Origin of the sequence: Spirosoma aerolatum, from assembly GCF_002056795.1 — a bacterium.
Classification (GTDB): Bacteria; Bacteroidota; Bacteroidia; order Cytophagales; family Spirosomataceae; genus Spirosoma; species Spirosoma aerolatum.
Map to the genome: position 1 here is coordinate 2274430 of NZ_CP020104.1, position 17451 is coordinate 2291880.

Below are 17451 nucleotides of genomic sequence, written 5' to 3' on the forward strand. Positions count from 1 at the left end.
AACTCCCAAGCCGACACGATGCCGCATTACACTACCGTTTAGGGCCGATTGAGTCGTAGATGACAACTTTTTCCCAGAGATGGGCATAGTTGTTTCGGAAATCATCGTGGATGGGATGCTTCTGATAGGCTTCCTCGTCGGCGGGGCTGTCGAAAAAGCAAAGCCAAGAATAGGTATACTTACGTTCGATCACATCGCGGTTGGTAGCTGCGGGTGTGCCAATGTGAACCAGTTTAATGGTAGGACATTTGGCCAGTTTGTTCAGCCCCTCCAGTAATTTTGCTTTATCGGCCTGGCTACCAGGATTTTTGAGGTAAAACAGTACATGGTGCACAAATAGCTGCCCAGCTTCGGGCGCTATAGCCGGTAAACCGACTCCCAGTCCGGCAGCTACGCTGTTTTTGACAAAATTTCGTCTTGATTGATGGCTCATCAGAATGCGGGCTATTGCGTTTTTACAGGTTGATTCGTCAGCAAAAATGTCGAACGATTTGTGCCCCCGCAAATTTACATCTGATTTCAGAGCAGAGCTTCACTAAACCTTTCAATCCCTTGACTAGTCTTTTAATAAGCTCTATATCTGATAGAGTGTTTTCACACTTAATTCACTCAACGATGAAACGAATAACAAAACTAATTTTCTGGCTGCTTAGCCTCCCGTTGATCACTCAGGCACAAATCCGACTAGATTCGAATCTGGTGAAAGCGGGTATGGCCCTATTGGGTTCGGCTACCTTGTCGGATGCACAGGTGGCGGATTATTCACGGCAAGCCATGGTTCAGATGGATGCGCAAAATCCGGTAGCAGGCCCTACCGATCCCTATACAGTACGACTGAACCGTATTGTTAAACGCCATCATACCATTAGTGGCATACCACTCAACTATAAAGTGTATAAAGTAAAGGATGTCAACGCGTTTGCTACGGCTGATGGAAGCGTTCGGGTGTTTCAGGGGCTTATGGACATCATGACCGATACAGAGTTACTGGCCGTAATGGGCCATGAAATCGGTCATGTTGCCAATCATGATGTACGCGATGCCATGAAACGATCATTACAGCAGTCGGCGATCCGGAATGTAGCGTCGGCCAATTCAGGCGTAATCGGTAAGGTATCACGCTCGCAGTTGGGCGACGTGGCCGATTATCTGGTAGGGGCTTCCTTCAGCCGAAAGCAGGAGACCGAAGCGGATGATTACAGCTATAGTTTTCTGAAACGAAACGGATATAGTGTGCTGGCACTGGCTACCTCTTTTGAGAAGCTGGCTAAACTGAGTGGCGGAGGACAAGGTGGGAAAGTAGCAACGATCATGTCGAGTCACCCCGACAGTAAGGCTCGGGCACAGCGGGTCCGCGACCGTGCCCGCCGAGAGGGGTTAGTTCGTTAATCAAGCAAAAGTACGACCTCATTAAGGGCAAATGTCTATAGAAGTTATGTAGGCCATAAACATTCCACCTCGGTGGGGTCACAGTCGTTCTGTATAGCATTTCGGGTTAATTTGCGGACTAGTTAGAATTTGCCCGCCTATGAATATTCTTCTGTTGAAAGTAACCCTGATGCCATCGGTGATCGCTCTGGTCACGCTGGCAGCCAGAAAATGGGGAAATCAACTAGGTGGGCTAATCGGAAGTATGCCCTGGATAGCTGGGCCAATTCTGCTGTTTTTTATACTGGAGCAGGGAAAAGAATTCGGTATTCATTCCATTCAGGGGACCATGACCGGCATATTGGCCCTAATCGCCTTTTGTTATAGTTATTCGGCCTTGTGCCGAAATCACGGCTGGTTCCCTACGTTGATGCTGTCGTATGTGATTTATACCGCTACGGCGCTAGTGTTCAATTATTTACAGTTGCGTTTGTGGGTGAGTTATGGGCTGGTTATTGCGCTCGTATTCCTGGTCATCCGGGTATTTCCGACTCCGCCTATGCAGGCCGTTAAGGTCCGACGTTTGCCGTTCGAGATTCCAATTCGGATGCTGGTAGCTACCTTGTTTGTGCTAGTGATTACGGGGCTGGCCAGTATACTCGGGCCAACCTGGAGCGGTATTCTAACGCCGTTCCCAATCCTGACATCCATTCTGGCTATTTTTTCGCATACGTTACAAGGTAGCCGGGCTACCATTATGACCTTGCGCGGCCTGGTGATGGGCCTGCTCGGGTTTACAACCTTTCTCTTTTTACAGGCATTTTTGCTTAACCAGTTTTCGGTCGCTGTCGCCTTCGGAATCGGCTTTATCATCAATGCACTGATTAACCTGACCGCGAGTCGAATCTGGAAACCCTGAGAAAAGGTGACGTTGCTGCGAATTAACACGCATCTTTGACCAAATGGGCATCGTACAACTGAGGTATTCACTGTCATCTCCACCGCAAGAGCGCAAAGACGCGAGGCCTACTATCTTATCCCTCGCGTCTTTGCGCTCTTGCGGTTTTTGGTAGGATATATCAACTAAAAAAACGGGCAACACCAAAGGCTGCGGCTGCAGCCAGTGCACCAATCAGCGTTACTCTGAACGCTCCGGCGATGGGTGGTTGCCCGGTTACGCTGCTCTTGAAATACCCGAAAATAAACAGGCAGATCAGGGTTGACAAGCAGGAATAGATGAGGGCCAGTGTAGGAGGATTAATGAAAAAATAGGGTGTGAGCGGAATCAGGCCACCAGCTACATAAGCCGAGCCAATGGTCAGTGCACTTTTAGTCGCTCGGTTTGGATCGGGTTCGTCGAGGCCAAGTTCGTACTTCATCATGAAGTCGATCCACTTGGTTTTGTCCTTCGCCAGTTCGTCGGCAATAACGGTTTGTAAAGCTGGACTAAGTCCCATATCGGCAAATATTTCACGTACTTCTGCTTTCTCGCGTTCGGGAACGGTTTCTACTTCCAGGGCTTCGCGACGACGTTCGGATGTATAGTGATCGGCTTCGGTACGACCCGCCAGATAGCCCCCCAGCCCCATTGCAATGGAACCCGCTACAATTTCGGCTATACCTGCCGTAACGACCAGCGATGAATCGGCGACGGCCCCGCTCAGACCAGCCGCCAGCGCGAAGGGGACCGTAAGACCATCCGACATGCCAATTACGATGTCGGAAATGAAGTCGGAGCTTTGCAGGTGCTCTTCCTGATGATGCAGATATAAGTCGGCCATGATTATTCTTCTTCGCTATTGTTAAGTTTTGCCAGTAGGTTATAGGCCCCTTTTACAGCTAAAGGTGTTTTTTGTGGGTCAAGGTCGGCAGGGATTGTCACGGCTACGTAACCCCGTTCACGGATACCCGTTTTTACGTCGATCTGCCGGAATACATAACTGTCCTTCGACCGTTGCTCAAGCGCGTATACATACGATTTACCCCCAAAATTGACTACCGCCGATTCGGGTACAGTAGCTAGTTGCTGTGCCCGAACTGATACCTGGGCGGCTGCATAACTACCTGGGATAAAATCACCTGACCGACCTTCTGGGTGTACCAGCACTGGAACAGTTCGGTCGGCGGCAATGGACTTTCCGATCAAAAAAATTGACCCCTTGTGTGGGAACGAACTCACCTGGGCACTCGTATCGCCCCCCAGTGCAAAGCGGACGGCCTGCCCGATATGAATCTGACTCAGATCTTTTTCGAAAACACTTAGCTGAAGGTGCATGTGACTAATGTCGGTCAGTTGCACAATGACATCAGCCGGGTTCACGAAACGACCATTATTGACGGGTACATTGGTCACAAAACCCGAAATTGGCGACGGGATCGTTATGGTACGAGTCAGTTGCTCGGGCGTGAGGGTAGCCGGGTTGATGTGCAGCATACTTAGTCGTTGCCCCAGACCTGCCAGTTGGGCTTGCAGGCTCTGGCGATTGGCTTTGGTTTGCTGGAAAACTTTCAGAGCAGCTACGTTATCACGGCTTAGTTCCTGCTGCCGGGCATATTCGACATCGGCATAGCCTAGTTTAGCTTTCGTGTCCAGATAATCCTGCTGAAGTTGTACATATTCAGGATTTTCGAGGATCACCAGGGGTTGCCCTTTCCGAATTTGCATACCGGGCTCCAACTGTATTTTTCGAATGTATCCGCCAACGGGTACCGATACCGATACTTCGTTTTGAGCGGGGACTTCCAGCATACCGGTCACCTTCAACATCGTCTGCATGGGTCTGGATTCCGGCTGGCCCAACTGAATCTCGGCCATGCTGTATTGCGCCTGCGTGAGCGTTACCTGAACCGGACCCGTCGTTTCTGAATGGGTCGAATCCGTTTTGGTTTCCTGAGCTTCATTGGTGTTCGTTGAACCAGACTGGCAACTGAACGCCAGACTCGCTCCAGCCAGGAACAGGGCGAATGAAATTGTATGGGAGAAAAGATTGTGTTGCGTATTCATGCGAAACGTATACCGTGAAATGCAAATGGATGGTTTGAGTGATCAGGTTATAAAGGTCCCTTTAAGGCGTACCCGCCAGATAGCCCAGATACAGCACCGACTGGTCGTACTGATAGAGCAAATCGAGGTAATTTAGCCGGATGGTAAGTGCCTGCTGGAGAGCCAGCGAATACTCAACATAGCCAATGTCGCCCCCGCTGAACGCTCGTTGCGCCTGACTCTGGATAACCTGGGCCTGGGCCAGACCCGTTTGTTCGTAATAGGTCAGCGCATCGCGGTATTGGTTGTATTGGGCCACGGCTTTCGCTACTTGTTGCTGAAGTGCAGTCTGTTGGGCCTGGAGCTCCTTTTGCGCCAGTTGTTCACCGACACGGGCTGCTTCGACCCGTGCCCGTCCAGCTCCGCCAACCAGCGGGAACATCACCCCAACTTGCCCGCCCTGAAACCGATACCCTGGCCCGAAATACAACTCCTGCCCATTGATAAGCTGGTTGCCCGTCAGGGTCTGTGAGAAAAAACTAACCAGAAAGTCAGGTTTCAGCCGGGCCTGTTCCACCAGTCGACTCTGTTCAGCAATTTGGATTTGCTGCTGCAACTGGCGGATCAATGGGTTTTGGGCCAGCAGCGAACTATCCGTCGGTAAGGTGAGGGTCAGTTTGGGCAACGGTTGATCGGGGAGAGTAGCGGGTTCCTGACGGAGCAGTAGCGTCTGTAACCGCGATTGGGCATCGATCTGGGCTGCCTGATTCTGAGCCAGCCGAACTCGCTGGTCGGCCAGTTGGCTTTCGGCCGTTGCTTTTTCCAGGGTGTTGGTTTCGCCTACGCGTAACCGAACGGTAGCTGCCTTGACGAAGGCTGTCAGCAAGGTGTCCTGTTGCTGAAAAAGGCGGTTACGCTGTGCCAGATAGAGCAGATCGTAGTATGTCTGTTTTACCTGATACACGACGTCGTTGCGGGTTACCTGAGCAGTTGCCTGCCTCCCCGACACCGTCTGATCATTGAGTTTGGCCAATCGTTGCATCAGGGTTGGGTTCGGAATGGTTTGCGTCAGTGTCAGGTTATTGTCGAACCGGCGGCTGTTGTATTGCCCCAACATCAGTACTGCCGATAACCGACCCGGATCATAGGCCGTTCGTCGGAGCGCCTGCTGTTGGTTCACGCTTAACTCCGCAAGCTGTACCTGCGCATTGCGAGTTGTAGCCAACTGGATGGCCTGTTCCAGGGATACTAGCTGGGGTGCCTGCGCGTTGGATGTTTGTGGTATATAAAGCCCACCCATTAGCATAAAGCCCAGGATGACAGTCGCCGGAATGGTTGTCGGTCCTTTTTGGACTGCCTTCATCTCACGTTCAATGGATTTTTTCTCCAGAATCGAATACAGAATGGGAATAATGAGGAGCGTCAGTAGGGTAGCGGTCAACAGGCCACCGATCACGACGGTGGCCAGTGGCTTCTGGACTTCGGCCCCCGCCGAATTGGACAGCGCCATCGGGATAAAACCAAACGAAGCGACTAAAGCCGTCATAATAACCGGACGTAATCGAACTTCAGTGCCGCGCCGGATAATTTCGACTAAATCGGTTAGCCCTTCATCGTGGCGAAGTCGGTTAAACTCCGCGATAAGCACAATACCGTTCAAGACCGATACCCCGAAAAGGGCAATGAAGCCGACACCTGCTGAAATACTAAACGGCATATCCCGAATCAATAACGCGAAAATGCCCCCAATAGCGGCCAGTGGAATGGCCATGAAAATCAGCAGACTTTGCCGAATCGAATGGAAGGTAAAAAACAGAAGCGCGAAAATGAGTGCCAGGGCTACCGGAACCGCAATACCGAGTCGACGCTTGGCATCCACCAGATTCTCGAACTGCCCACCATAGGTGACCGAATAGCCCGGCGGAAGCTTGATCTGCCGACTCACTTTCTGCTGCAATTCGGTCACTATACTTTCAACATCGCGACCACGAACGTTGAAACCCAGCGTAATCCGACGGTGTGTGTTGTCGCGCTGAATCTGGTTGGGTGCCTGCTGCATACTAACCTGAGCTAGTTGGGAAAGAGGGATTTGCTGCGTCATGCCATTCGGGCCGGGTGGCGTTGCTACATATAAATTCTGAACATCCTCAATGTGCTGGCGTTTGTCGGCTGCTAGCCTGACCACCAGGTCGAATCGTTTTTCGCCTTCAAAGACCTGCCCCGCCGATTGTCCGGCAAAAGCGGTGTTGATGGTCCGGTTCACATCGGTCACGTTGAGGCCAAACCGGGCTAGTTTTGATCGGTCGAGCTGAATCTGTATCTGGGCCAGTCCGGCCACTTGCTCCACATACAGGTCTTTAGCTCCGCTGATGGTACGGATAATGCGCCCTACCTGACCAGCGAGTCGTTCGAGTTGCTGTAGATCATCGCCATAAATTTTCAGTGCTACATCCTGCCGCGCTCCGGTCATCAGCTCATTGAAGCGCATTTGAACGGGTTGTTGGAAACCGAACGTAACACCGGGAATCACCGAGAGGGCTTCGGCCATTTTATTCGCCAGTTCGTCGCGGGTAGTAGCCGAAGTCCATTGGTCTTTGGGCTTCAGAATAATCATCTGATCGGCGGCTTCGATGGCCATTGGGTCGGTAGGTATTTCGCCTGATCCAATTTTGGCGACGACCTGTTCGACTTCGGGAAACTGCTTTAACAAAATCCGCTCGGCTTTCAGGGTGGCATCGACCGTTTCGGACAGTGAGCTACCGGTGAGTGTGCGTGTATCGACCGCGAAATCGCCTTCGTCAAGCTGCGGAATGAATTCACCACCCATGCGTGTAAACAGAAACCCGGTCACTACCAGCATGGCGATGGCTGTTCCTAAAACAGGGATTCGATGCCGAAGGGCCCAGAGCAGGACAGGCTCATAGAATCGATGCAGCCGTTTCATCAACTTATCGGAAAACGATTCTTTATGAACCACGTTTTTGTTCAGCAGTAAGGCCGAGATCATTGGTACATAGGTTAGCGAGAGGATAAATGCACCCAGAATGGCAAAGGCAACCGTTAAGGCCATGGGTCGGAACATCTTGCCTTCGATGCCGGAAAGGGCCAGAATAGGCAGGTATACGATCAGAATGATGATTTCGCCAAAGGCAGCCGACGACCGAATCCGACTGGCTGAGCCAAATACTTCATCATCCATCTGTTCCTGGGTAAGCACCTGATCTTTATTCCGCATAATGATATGATGCAGGGTAGCTTCTACGATGATGACGGCGCCGTCTACAATCAGCCCGAAATCGATAGCGCCCAGGCTCATCAGGTTACCCGATACGCCAAACAGATTCATCATCGAAATAGCAAACAGTAGGGCCAGCGGAATAACGGAAGCTACTACGACACCCGCCCGCCAGTTACCCAGTAGCAGCACCAGTACAATAATGACGATGATCGCTCCTTCCAGTAAGTTTCGTTCGACGGTACTGATGGCGCTGTTAACCATCTTGGTTCGGTCGAGGAACGGGATAATCTGTACTCCTTCCGGCAGGGTTTTCTGAATTTCGGTGATCTTGGCTTTTACTTGCTTAATCACTTCGGACGAATTGCCCCCTTTGATCATCATGACGACAGCCCCAACCGTTTCGCCCTGACCATTCCGCGTAACAGCTCCGTAGCGCACAGCCGAACCCGTGCCGACCTGAGCCACATCGCGTATACGAATGGGTAAACCCTGTGCATTCAGTTTGACCATGATGTTACCGATGTCGTCGGTCGATCCGATTAGCCCGTTGGCGCGGATGAAATACGCGTTGGGCTTCTGGTCGATATAAGCGCCACCCGTGTTTTGATTATTCTGCTGAAGGGTCGTAAACAGGTCATTGATGGTGATGCCGTAACTGCGAAGCCGGTCTGGATCTACGGCGATTTCGTACTGCTTTAACAGTCCACCGAAGCCACTGACATCAGCAACACCGGGTGTTCCGAGCAGTCCACGGCGGATAATCCAGTCCTGAATGGTACGCAGATCGCTGAGGGTGTAGCGGTTTTCATAGCCTTTTTTCGGAACAACGGTATACTGGAAAATTTCGCCCAGCCCTGTTGTAACAGGGGCCAGGGTGGGTGTACCTACTCCCGGCGGAATTTGGGTGTTGACAGCAATCAGCCGTTCGGCAATCTGCTGGCGAGCCCAGTATATATCCGTAGCATCTGTAAAAACAACGGTAACAATCGACAGGCCGAAACGGGAAAACGACCGGATTTCGATTAGGTCCGGAATGTTCGACAACCCCACTTCGACCGGAAAGGTAACCAGTCGTTCAATGTCTTCAGCCGCCAGCGATGGGCTGCTGGTGATAATCTGCACCTGGTTGTTCGTAATATCGGGTACGGCATCGATCGGAAGTTGAGTGGCCGACCAGCCTCCCCAAATGATCAGGGCCAGGGTAAACAGGCCAATAATTAATTTATTATGAATTGAGAAATGAATAATCGCATTCAGCATCGCTACTCAAGGATCATAAGCCAGCTATAAACGGTTGGGAAATCACATTAATCCCGACTTGGCGGTCGATAGAAGCGATTGCCCGGAAATACGTGCCTGAATAATCGGTCCGAATCAATCCTATCGATTGATCGAAAGCGTAAGAAGAATCAAAAACATGGGGGAATACAAAACGGATTTGACCCGTTTGGGCACACTGCGCCCTGTCTGTACGCAGGCTTAGCGTCGGGGTGGGTTGATCAGCGACGAGACGCTCAGAAACGAATAGAGATTGGCGTACCGGAAAAAAGCCGTCCGGGCCAGGATAAGAATCGCCAGCGAAGCAAAGGCAAACAATAAAAAAGGATTTGGAGAGAATACCGGAGCAGCATGGCCCACCGCTGGCAGGTTGTGGTGGCTATGATTGGGATGCTTCTGGTGTTCGGAGTTGGCACCGTAATGCATTTCCATAAAATCCAGAAAGCTCAGGTTCGGCTGTTGCCGCCGATGCTCGCGGTAATGCTGGGCCAGTTCAATGAGTCGGCTGGTCTGATCAATGCCAAAACCAGGAAGCAAACTGCTTCCCGTTATCAGCAATGCCAGTAAAAACACAACCACCGACTTCATGAATCCTGCCTTACTTGTTTAAGCCCTTAACGTAAAGTTGGTCAGAAAGTTTAAAGACCCCAAGCGTCAATGCTTATTTAGAAATAATCCAGGCTTTCTTCTTTAATGGAATGTTTCTGGACGAACTGGCCAGCAGGTTGCTTTGGAAGAGGCAAACCAATACAGCCTATTGGTAGTTGTTAGGGATTTACCGATTGATTGGCCCGGGCTAATTTTTTGGTTACCATATGAATGCGTCTACGGGAAATACGAGCTGTATAGCCATTGGTTAAGCAAACTTCAAGCGTTGCATTGTTGGGGTTGTTGAGTGTTTGGACGAACAGGGGGTTGATCATCTCGGATTTATGCACCCGTATAAAATCGCTAAGCTGGTGTTCAAACCATTTGAGCGTCTGCGTGATCAGAACGGGTTTAGAGGGTTCGGTTAAATAAACCCAGGTATAATTGCCAAATCCCATCAGACGAATGATTGAATTGTGAGTGATCGGTCTATCCAGGCCAGGCAGGCGAATCTGGTTTGCCCGGCTAATGAGGGGGCTTTGCAGGAAATGGTTGGTTAGTGTTTGAGTGGGTAGAATATCTGAATCAAGCAACTGCATACACCGTTAATAATTTTCGAAAATACTAAATGGCCCGCCTTGCCAATAGACGGGCCGTTCATAGATAGTATAGAGACGATAAAAAGTCTGGATGTAACGGTAAGATATCCCTTTTTTGAAAATTTTTGTCGCAAGTAGTTGATGGCTTTCGGGGCTTGCGAAAGAGCGACAGGCTCAATGCTTGGTATTTATAGACGATTTCAGTTGGGTGTAGTTCAGCGTAGGAATGGTTATACCGGTGGCCGATTTGATAGTCAACTTGTTCATTAGCTTGTCTGAAAAAAATACATCAGTCATTACTGTTAATCCACCGTCGGCGAATAATTCGACCGAAGCGACATCGGCTAACAGGCTAATCGACAAAGTTTTATCGGTCGACAGGCGAGGGGCGGTATGCCGTTTGCCGAAGCCTTTTTCAAAATCGATTTTGCCCGACCGGCTTCGATCTATGTAATATACGTTAGCTGATTTATCGTAGCCAATTTCCAGTTCGTTTCCCCGCTCATTCACCAGTATAATAGAAAAGTCGTTGGCTGTTTGCGTGGTCAGGTTCAATCGGAATAACCCCGACGCATTCTTTGCTTTACGGGTCAGATCATACGCTCCTTTTACTGTTATATTTTTTTCGGTAAATCGTTGCCCGTTCAATACATCCAATTCGTTTACGGGCGTCGAAGTGAGATAAAATTCTTTGTTGACTTCCTTTAGCTGGAGTAAACGGGGTACTGTGGTTGCGCTACGCCAGGCCGATGTGGGTACCACCTGGGCATACTGCCAATTGCTCATCCAGCCCATCAGGATTGTACGGTTGCCTGTATTGGAAAAGGTCACCCCTGCATAATTGTCGGTGCCATAATCCATCCACCGGGTTTGGGTTGAATACGGTTTGAAGGATTTGCCATCGAAATCGCCCACAAAATACTGCGTCGCCGAACCCCCGTTTGGCCCACCGGGGTTAATACTGACCAGCAATACCCAGACTTTTTTGCCATTGTGCTCCAGTGAGAGTAGGTCCGGGCATTCCCAAACGCCCCCATGTGCGCCCAGATTATAGCCAAACTCACTTTCCTTCGACCATTTTTTCAGATCGGGCGAGGCATAAAACGTGACCCGGTCTTTAGTCGCCAAGGTCATGATCCACTTTTTTTGCGGCTCGTACCACCGCACTTTGGGGTCTCTGAAATCGACAATACCTGGGTTTTGAAGTACTGGATTACCTGCATATTTCGTCCAGGTTTTACCTTCGTCGAGGCTGTAGGCGATACTCTGATACTGAAACTTATCCGACTTTTTCTTTTCCAGCTCGGGATTGTGGTGCGTAAAAATAGCAACCAGTGGCGTCTGCCCTTTTTTGCCGAATCCACTGGTATTGTGGACATCGACTACGGCGCTGCCCGAAAAAATATAGCCCAATTTATCTGGGTACAAAGCAATCGGTTGTTCCTGCCAGTGTACCATGTCCTTGCTGGTGGCATGGCCCCAGTGCATCGGCCCCCATTTAGTGTCGTTGGGATAATACTGAAAAAACAGATGGTAGGTGCCGTTCAGATATACCATCCCGTTGGGGTCGTTCATCCAGTGAGCTTTGGGCGTGAAGTGGTATTGAGGTCGGTAAGGTTCCGTTTGGGTGGTAGCCTGACCGAAAAGCGGATAGCCTGAAACGATAAAAAGGATGGCCAGAACAAGTTGTTTAGGAGGCTTGCGGTAGGGATTCGAAAACAAAGAGGTTAGTCTACACACGTTCAGCGTCATTGGATCGGCGGTTCAGGGTTCGAAATAGAGCAAAGATAAGCGGCATCGCTTTCATCCAATACCAACAGCCACCTATTGACAGATGCCCGCCTGTAGCACACTCAGAATCGCCTTTTGTGCATTACCCCTTCTCCGTCGAAAAAATCCTGCCTATTCTTGCCCTATTCCTAAGAAGAAACGGGATATTACTAGCTGCATGCATGAAAATCATTGTCAATCTCAATTGGACGATACTGGGCCTGGGTATACTGTTGTTGACCTACGTGCTGATTAGTAAAAAAACGTTTGGTAATGACCCCGCCGGACAGGGACTAGCCAATGCCTATTCTCTACTCGGTCTGATCATACTGGTAGTTTTATTACTGGCCAATTGTCTGCCGTTCAACTGGGTGCGTATTACCGTCTTTGTCCTACTCTGCCTGCCAATAGTGGGTATGCTGCCTCAGTTAGTTCTGAGGCTGTCTTCGGCAGTAAACGAGGCTAAACGCGAGCAGAAACGCTTCGATGGTCGGTACTACTTTGCAGATCGGGACCGGCAAAACCTGGCAAACGCTATTGCCATCCAGGATGTAGAACAGGTACGCAGCCTGTTACAATTGCCAATCCCTAATTTGAGTGCGCCTGGAACGGATCATGTTTCTGTGCTCGATTATGCGGCCATGCTTGCCATTACGCACCCGGACGAAGCCGTATCGATAGCCATTCTCTCGGCCCTGATGGATCAGGGAGCTACTATCGAAACCACCGATGCCCATCATATCCCGACGCATGTTCGGATAGGCCGGGGATGTACGCCGACCCTGCTTGAATGGTTTCTGAAAAAGGGAGCGAATCCGAACGCCAGAGACCCTGAAAATGAGTACGCGCCGATGCTTTTTTCGACGATGGCTGCCTACAGGGGCTCTGCTACTGAAAAAGTGCAGCTACTGTTAGCGTATGGAGCCGATCCAAACGGTCTGTATCCGGCACAGGCCCGTAGTTGGCTGGCCGGGCATACGGTGCTTCAGGCAGCGGCCCGTCAGTCGTTATGGGAGGTTTGCCGGGTTTTACTGGAAAAAGGAGCGGACCCACGTCGAGAAGGTCCACAGCATTTCGTATTCACTGAATATGTAGTACATCAGGCTAACCTTCATGCGCAGATGGGGACGCAAAATGAGTCGTTTACGACTATGCAGCAGACGTTGCAACATGTATTAGCCCACACATCATCAAAAAAGTAGCACGCAAACTATTCCATAAGCATGACGCAGAAAGCATTCCGTGAGGCAATTGGCCAGAAGGCAATTCGATTGAAAGTGGGTGGGTTTCGACCCGTCGATAAGCCACAGGCATCGTGGTTTGGTAAGGTGTTGTTGGCAGGCGTTGATGAACAATGGCCGATGTCGAATGGAAAGCCTATGCGGGCCATCTGTCAGATCAATCTACAGGAATTTCCAGTTAAACCGGAATCGGTTCAGGATCTGGCGTTTATAACCTTATTCATCGACGCTGATGAAATCCCTAACCCCACCGATAAAAACGGAATGAGCTGGTGCCTGCGAACTTATCCATCCCTTGATGAATTGGTGCCACTTACTCAGGCTAATGCTACCAGTGGACCGGGGATTAAACCGCTTCAGATGATCCCTGAAGTTATTGAGATTGATTATCCAATGCTGGAAGATTGCCCGGTTCCGATTCCATCCTGGCTGAATGACGATGAGTACCCTGAACGATATCGTACTGTAGATGGAATTAAGTTCGGCGGATGGCCGACCCTGATTCAGGGTGAGATCGTTTGGGAAGCCAATGCGCAAATGCAGCCACAATTTGCTTTTCAGATCGACAGTGTAGAAAAGGCCCGCTGGTGGTGGGGCGACAATGGGGTAGCTTATTTTGGCCGCTGTCTGGAAAATACCGACGAATGGTCGTTTTCGTGGCAATGTTTTTAAAAGGTTAGGGTTTCAGACTGGCTACAATGTGATTTAGCCAGCCTGAAACCCTAACTGTAACACTATCCGCTACAAAACGGAATTAATACCCAATGACGCTGCCAGACGTCGATTCGTTCGATAGACCTGTCATGCCACGGCTTGAGTCAGCATAACGGGTGCCATCTGGGTTCACAATGCTATCGCTGGTACTGTCCCGATCCGAATAGTTGCTGGACGAATTCCAATCGGAATTGTTATCATTCGATTCACCAGCAGCCCGGTTGTTGACGAACGATTCGGCCAGCGTGGTCAGTTTCTTGTCCGCATTTTTCTCTTCGTCCAGGGTTTGCTGAAGCAGACGAGCCGCTTCATGATAGCCTAATACCTGGGCCAGCGTTACGGCCGAGCCATACGATGCAATTTCGTGATGCTCAACCTTCTGACCGGCAATGATTAATCCGGCATCGCGGGTTAATGAACCGGAGTCCGTATTAGATACTACACGGTGGGCATCATCGACCAGACCGTCTATTGCGTTGCAGGTGCCTTCGTCGGCATCAATGCCCATGCTACTGAATACCTGTTCCAGCCGGGCTACCTGATTACGCGTTTCCTGCTGATGTTGCAGAAACGCGTTCCGAACCTCATCCGTTGTAGAAGCATCGGCCTGTTCGCCCAAAGCGTTGACAGCCTGCTTTTCAGCGTAATAAATATCCTGAAGCTCAGTAATGAACAGACTTTTCAGACCTTCCTGTGTTTCGGTGTCCGTTCCTCCAAAAAAATTGGCGATGCGTTCTCCAAATGTTGCCATGATTCTGATGTTTTGTGATTAGTACTTGTTAAAACGTTATCCTGAATTGCCAATTTCGGGCCAACTGCTGAGACTCTGTAGGTTACCTGTTTTCTCAATATTATCAGTGTTTCTATTTTTCTACAGAATAAGTAGATTATTACACATGAAATAATCTACATTATTTTCGAAGAGTTGTGTTTTACGTAGCGTCCCCGTCTACGATTGAAACCGGATTATCGCTAGTTCACTTCGCTGTTTTATCATTCCGTCTGGGTTCGGCATGGGACATTCCCTACCGAATTTCAATTTTGTAGCACCAGATCGGGCTTCTCAATGGCCGAAACTGGTCAGACGAACAGATAAACAACAACACAATGAAACGGCTATTTAAAAAATTGATCACGAGACCCGTCCGTCCAACAAAGCGTCGGATCTTGGTGGTACGTCAACAGGCTTGGTGGGGACATGAATAATTCCCATCAGGCCTGGCTAACCGAATGGGTGTAAAATGAACGCATAGTTGCAGTTAGTCAGGGATGGCGTCTATCTTTGACGGTATTTATAGGGTATGCGATCCGACAAAGTCTCGCTTAGTGATATTGCCCGCTTGGCCGGTGTATCTACCGCCCTGGTCTCGTACGTATTGAGTGGCAAGGAAAAAGAGGGCCGGGTAGGGCAGGAGATTGCCGCGAAGATTCGGGCCATTGCCAAAGAACTGAACTATCAGCCAAACCTGTTGGCTAAAAGCCTTCGGAAAGGACAAACATTTACCATCGGGCTGATTATTGCCGATATTTCCAATCCATTTTTTGCCAACATTGCTCGTGAGGTCGAAGATGAATCCCGGCGGCATGGGTACACCGTGATTATCGGCAGTTCCGACGAAGATGCCGATAAAGCCTGGGATCTGATGAATGTGCTGATTAATCGGCAGGTCGATGGGTTCATTATTGTATCATCCGAACACTCCGAACGGCTGGTCGAACATCTGCAACGGATTCGGTTGCCGTTTGTCTTACTGGATCGTCACTTTCCCCAGTTCGATACCGACTTTGTAGTCACCAACAATGCGCGGGCTTCGTACGAAGCGGGTCTCCACCTCATCGAGAATGGCTACCAACGCATCGGATTCATTGCTTATCAGTCGGCTATGTTTCATGTCAGCGAACGGATTCGCGGCTATCAGGAAGCCCTGCGCGACCGGCAAATCCAGGTCGAAGCCAATTGGCTGAAGCGGGTATCGTTTCAGGCTATTGAAACCGAGATCCGAACGGCCATCGACGAACTGGTATCGGCCGAATCGCCCGTCGATGCGCTGATATTCTCCACCTACGGCCTGGCCGTGAACGGACTTAAATATTTCAACGAACGGCGTTTACGGGTTCCTGAAGATCTAGGTATCGTCAGTTTCGGGCAGGCCGAAGTATTCGATCTGTATTACTGCCCCATTTCCTACATGCGACAACCTATCGACGTATTAGCCAAAAAAGCTGTTGATATCTTAATGAGTCGATTGAAAGGGGAAATGTCTGAAAGTCAGCAGTATACTATCGAAGCGCAACTGGTGGTGCGGGAGTCGTCGCGAAGACGGATGATTAGGTAAAGAGCTAGTTGGTCTTTACTTAATCGTTTAAGCGAAAACATTCTCCTATTCCCGTTTCATCCGTCGTATGCAACGCAGACGTTTTCTACAATCGCTGGCGTCAGGCTCGTTAGCGGCTCTGGCTGGGCTGCATAGCGTTGGTGCTACTTCCCGCTTGACTTCATTGTCGGCAGCCGCTTTGCCAAAGCTCAAGATCACGAAAATTCGGTACTACGCAGCGCCTGACTATACCAAGCCGCTGTTTAACCAGGCGCGGGGGATTGTGGAAGTCGAAACCGATGGAGGGCTGATTGGGATTGGCGAAGGGGGTGCCAGAGACACCATTGAGCAGTGTGCCCAAATGATTATCGGTGAAAATCCCTTCCGAATTGAGCACCTCTGGCAGTACCTCTACCGGGGCATGTTTTATCCACCCGGACGGGAAAAACTACATGCTCTGGGCGCTATTGAAATGGCGCTTTGGGACCTGAAAGGCAAAGCGTTGGGTGTACCGGTGTATGAACTCCTCGGCGGGGCTACCCGCGACTATGTGGAGTGTTATGCCACGGGGTTCCGACCCTCGAAAGCCAAAACCGAAGAAGAACGGGCGCGTGACTGTATCGAAGCCGGATTTCGGGCCTATCGCATCGGGCCAACCGGTGGCAATGGCGAACAACCCTTCGACTTCTATGAGAATGCGAAAAAGACGATTGAATTCAGTCGACGGATCAACGACGCAGTAGGTGGGGGCGGTAAATGGGCCATTGACCTGCATACCCGTTTCGACACCCAGGAAGCCATCAAGATTTGTCAGGCCCTGGAGGAGATGGAACCCTATTTTGTGGAAGATATTGTTCGCTCCGAAAATCCGGGGGTCTACCGAACGTTACGGCCTATGCTGAAAGTACCCATTGCCGTTGGTGAACAGTTTGGCGACCGTTGGGATTCGAACGAACTAATTGAAAATCACCTGATCGACTACACGCGGTTTACCCTGCCCAATACGGGTGGCATTCATGAATTTCAGAAGCTGGCGGCCATTTGCGAAACGCATTACGTGGGCATGATTCCGCACTTTACCGGACCCCTTTCAACGGCGGCATTGGTGCATGTTTTGGGGGCCAGTAGCCCCGTGCGATGCCTGATGGAACTGGCTGGGGGTGAACCTGAAAAGCCAGCCTATTTCAACGAGGACTATCTGAATTTCAAAAATGGTAAGCTCTACCTGAATCCGAATCCAGGGTTGGGTGTGCGCTTCGACCCCAAAAAAGCTACCTTCATTACCGAGATAAAAGAAAATACCAAGTATCCACATCCGGTTTTGCGCGCACCCGACGGGTCGATTCATAACTGGTAG

Annotated in this window: 14 protein-coding genes; 6 read left to right on the forward strand and 8 right to left on the reverse strand. The window is 50.2% G+C overall.

Going from position 1 to position 17451, the window contains the following annotated elements; translation table 11 throughout:
- Positions 1–31: 31 nt before the first annotated feature.
- Complete coding sequence (locus B5M13_RS09160; RefSeq protein ID WP_080059855.1) at positions 32–433, reverse strand: Dabb family protein; 402 nt, start codon at positions 431–433, stop codon at positions 32–34.
- A gap of 182 nt (positions 434–615) precedes the next feature.
- Between B5M13_RS09160 and B5M13_RS09165 the strand changes: the two genes are divergently transcribed.
- Together B5M13_RS09165 and B5M13_RS09170 are read left to right on the forward strand one after the other, a co-directional pair.
- Complete coding sequence (locus B5M13_RS09165; protein ID WP_080055393.1) at positions 616–1389, forward strand: M48 family metallopeptidase; 774 nt, start codon at positions 616–618, stop codon at positions 1387–1389.
- A gap of 139 nt (positions 1390–1528) precedes the next feature.
- The gene (locus B5M13_RS09170; protein WP_080055394.1) at positions 1529–2287 is read left to right on the forward strand and encodes a hypothetical protein; all 759 of its coding nucleotides are present in this window, start codon (positions 1529–1531) and stop codon (positions 2285–2287) included.
- Between the two features lie 160 nt (positions 2288–2447).
- Here B5M13_RS09170 and B5M13_RS09175 read toward each other — a convergent pair whose 3' ends face one another.
- The 6 genes from B5M13_RS09175 to B5M13_RS09200 form a co-directional block, all read right to left on the reverse strand.
- The gene (locus B5M13_RS09175; RefSeq protein ID WP_080055395.1) at positions 2448–3149 is read right to left on the reverse strand and encodes a VIT1/CCC1 transporter family protein; all 702 of its coding nucleotides are present in this window, start codon (positions 3147–3149) and stop codon (positions 2448–2450) included.
- A 2-nt stretch (positions 3150–3151) separates the two neighbouring features.
- Positions 3152–4372, reverse strand: a complete 1221-nt coding sequence (locus tag B5M13_RS09180; RefSeq protein ID WP_080055396.1) for an efflux RND transporter periplasmic adaptor subunit — start codon at positions 4370–4372, stop codon at positions 3152–3154.
- A 61-nt stretch (positions 4373–4433) separates the two neighbouring features.
- Complete coding sequence (locus tag B5M13_RS09185) at positions 4434–8849, reverse strand: CusA/CzcA family heavy metal efflux RND transporter (protein ID WP_080055397.1); 4416 nt, start codon at positions 8847–8849, stop codon at positions 4434–4436.
- Positions 8850–9068: 219 nt separating this feature from the next.
- Entirely contained in the window at positions 9069–9455 is a 387-nt protein-coding gene (locus B5M13_RS09190; protein ID WP_170061105.1) for a hypothetical protein, read from the reverse strand.
- A 179-nt stretch (positions 9456–9634) separates the two neighbouring features.
- On the reverse strand, positions 9635–10054 hold the full coding sequence (locus B5M13_RS09195; protein ID WP_080055398.1) for a LytTR family DNA-binding domain-containing protein: 420 nt from the start codon (positions 10052–10054) through the stop codon (positions 9635–9637).
- A 174-nt stretch (positions 10055–10228) separates the two neighbouring features.
- Complete coding sequence (locus tag B5M13_RS09200; protein WP_080055399.1) at positions 10229–11806, reverse strand: glycoside hydrolase family 32 protein; 1578 nt, start codon at positions 11804–11806, stop codon at positions 10229–10231.
- 200 nt (positions 11807–12006) lie between these two features.
- Between B5M13_RS09200 and B5M13_RS09205 the strand changes: the two genes are divergently transcribed.
- Both B5M13_RS09205 and B5M13_RS09210 read left to right on the forward strand, forming a co-directional pair.
- On the forward strand, positions 12007–13026 hold the full coding sequence (locus B5M13_RS09205; RefSeq protein ID WP_080055400.1) for an ankyrin repeat domain-containing protein: 1020 nt from the start codon (positions 12007–12009) through the stop codon (positions 13024–13026).
- Between the two features lie 21 nt (positions 13027–13047).
- Positions 13048–13737 carry a DUF1963 domain-containing protein gene (locus B5M13_RS09210; protein ID WP_080055401.1) on the forward strand — a complete coding sequence of 230 codons (690 nt, stop codon included), beginning with the start codon at positions 13048–13050 and terminating at the stop codon, positions 13735–13737.
- 82 nt (positions 13738–13819) lie between these two features.
- Here the strand turns inward: B5M13_RS09210 and B5M13_RS09215 are convergent, their stop codons facing one another.
- On the reverse strand, positions 13820–14530 hold the full coding sequence (locus B5M13_RS09215) for a YciE/YciF ferroxidase family protein (protein WP_080055402.1): 711 nt from the start codon (positions 14528–14530) through the stop codon (positions 13820–13822).
- A gap of 550 nt (positions 14531–15080) precedes the next feature.
- On the opposite strand from B5M13_RS09215, the gene B5M13_RS09220 reads away from it, so the two are divergent.
- Positions 15081–16115, forward strand: coding sequence for a LacI family DNA-binding transcriptional regulator (locus B5M13_RS09220; protein ID WP_080055403.1), 1035 nt, complete (start codon positions 15081–15083; stop codon positions 16113–16115).
- A gap of 67 nt (positions 16116–16182) precedes the next feature.
- Positions 16183–17451, forward strand: a complete 1269-nt coding sequence (locus tag B5M13_RS09225) for a mandelate racemase/muconate lactonizing enzyme family protein (RefSeq protein ID WP_080055404.1) — start codon at positions 16183–16185, stop codon at positions 17449–17451.

What these genes read in the sequence shown, in the direction of transcription:
- B5M13_RS09160 (WP_080059855.1), bottom strand. Translation starts at nt 433, where the DNA reads ATGAGCCATCAATCAAGACGAAATTTTGTCAAAAACAGCGTAGCTGCC.
- B5M13_RS09165 (WP_080055393.1), top strand. Translation starts at nt 616, where the DNA reads ATGAAACGAATAACAAAACTAATTTTCTGGCTGCTTAGCCTCCCGTTG.
- B5M13_RS09170 (WP_080055394.1), top strand. Translation starts at nt 1,529, where the DNA reads ATGAATATTCTTCTGTTGAAAGTAACCCTGATGCCATCGGTGATCGCT.
- B5M13_RS09175 (WP_080055395.1), bottom strand. Translation starts at nt 3,149, where the DNA reads ATGGCCGACTTATATCTGCATCATCAGGAAGAGCACCTGCAAAGCTCC.
- B5M13_RS09180 (WP_080055396.1), bottom strand. Translation starts at nt 4,372, where the DNA reads ATGAATACGCAACACAATCTTTTCTCCCATACAATTTCATTCGCCCTG.
- B5M13_RS09185 (WP_080055397.1), bottom strand. Translation starts at nt 8,849, where the DNA reads ATGCTGAATGCGATTATTCATTTCTCAATTCATAATAAATTAATTATT.
- B5M13_RS09190 (WP_170061105.1), bottom strand. Translation starts at nt 9,455, where the DNA reads ATGAAGTCGGTGGTTGTGTTTTTACTGGCATTGCTGATAACGGGAAGC.
- B5M13_RS09195 (WP_080055398.1), bottom strand. Translation starts at nt 10,054, where the DNA reads ATGCAGTTGCTTGATTCAGATATTCTACCCACTCAAACACTAACCAAC.
- B5M13_RS09200 (WP_080055399.1), bottom strand. Translation starts at nt 11,806, where the DNA reads ATGACGCTGAACGTGTGTAGACTAACCTCTTTGTTTTCGAATCCCTAC.
- B5M13_RS09205 (WP_080055400.1), top strand. Translation starts at nt 12,007, where the DNA reads ATGAAAATCATTGTCAATCTCAATTGGACGATACTGGGCCTGGGTATA.
- B5M13_RS09210 (WP_080055401.1), top strand. Translation starts at nt 13,048, where the DNA reads ATGACGCAGAAAGCATTCCGTGAGGCAATTGGCCAGAAGGCAATTCGA.
- B5M13_RS09215 (WP_080055402.1), bottom strand. Translation starts at nt 14,530, where the DNA reads ATGGCAACATTTGGAGAACGCATCGCCAATTTTTTTGGAGGAACGGAC.
- B5M13_RS09220 (WP_080055403.1), top strand. Translation starts at nt 15,081, where the DNA reads ATGCGATCCGACAAAGTCTCGCTTAGTGATATTGCCCGCTTGGCCGGT.
- B5M13_RS09225 (WP_080055404.1), top strand. Translation starts at nt 16,183, where the DNA reads ATGCAACGCAGACGTTTTCTACAATCGCTGGCGTCAGGCTCGTTAGCG.